This window comes from Lachnospira pectinoschiza, from assembly GCF_020564355.1.
Taxonomy (GTDB): Bacteria; Bacillota; Clostridia; order Lachnospirales; family Lachnospiraceae; genus Lachnospira; species Lachnospira intestinalis.
Genome location: NZ_JAJCRR010000044.1, coordinates 1 through 401, shown reverse-complemented (window position 1 = coordinate 401; position 401 = coordinate 1). Strand labels below are relative to the sequence as shown.

General features: G+C 30.4%; 1 protein-coding gene. It reads right to left on the bottom strand.

What is annotated here, in order from left to right:
• Window positions 1–171: 171 nt before the first annotated feature.
• Window positions 172–401: hypothetical protein (locus LI288_RS14165; RefSeq protein ID WP_227091088.1), on the bottom strand; the 230-nt coding region annotated here is incomplete at its 5' end.

The window sequence follows — 401 nt, the reverse complement described above, 5'->3', positions numbered from 1 at the left end:
ATTTTTTTTCACCATTTTCAATCGCCCAATCAATAAGTTGATCACGTGTTAAGCCGTAAATTGTTTGTTTTTCCATTATATCTCCGATAGTTTTCACAAAAAAATTTTTGAGGGAACTTTTTTGCATATTATTCAATAACTTTTTAGACACATTTACAATGTTTGTCTATTTTATTTTTTTGAACGTTCTCGTATTACAAAATTAGATTTAGAGGGTACATCTTTCTCATTTTTCTCATTTTGTTTTATTTTAGCAGGCTTCTTGCCTGATTTATCGCGAATCTCAAAAGTCTTTTTCTCATTTTTCTTTTGCTTTTCTTGAGTACCCCGATTTTTATTGCGATTATTACGACGTCGTGGTTTTTCAAATTTAGGTTGTCGCGGCTTATCTTCAAAAACAC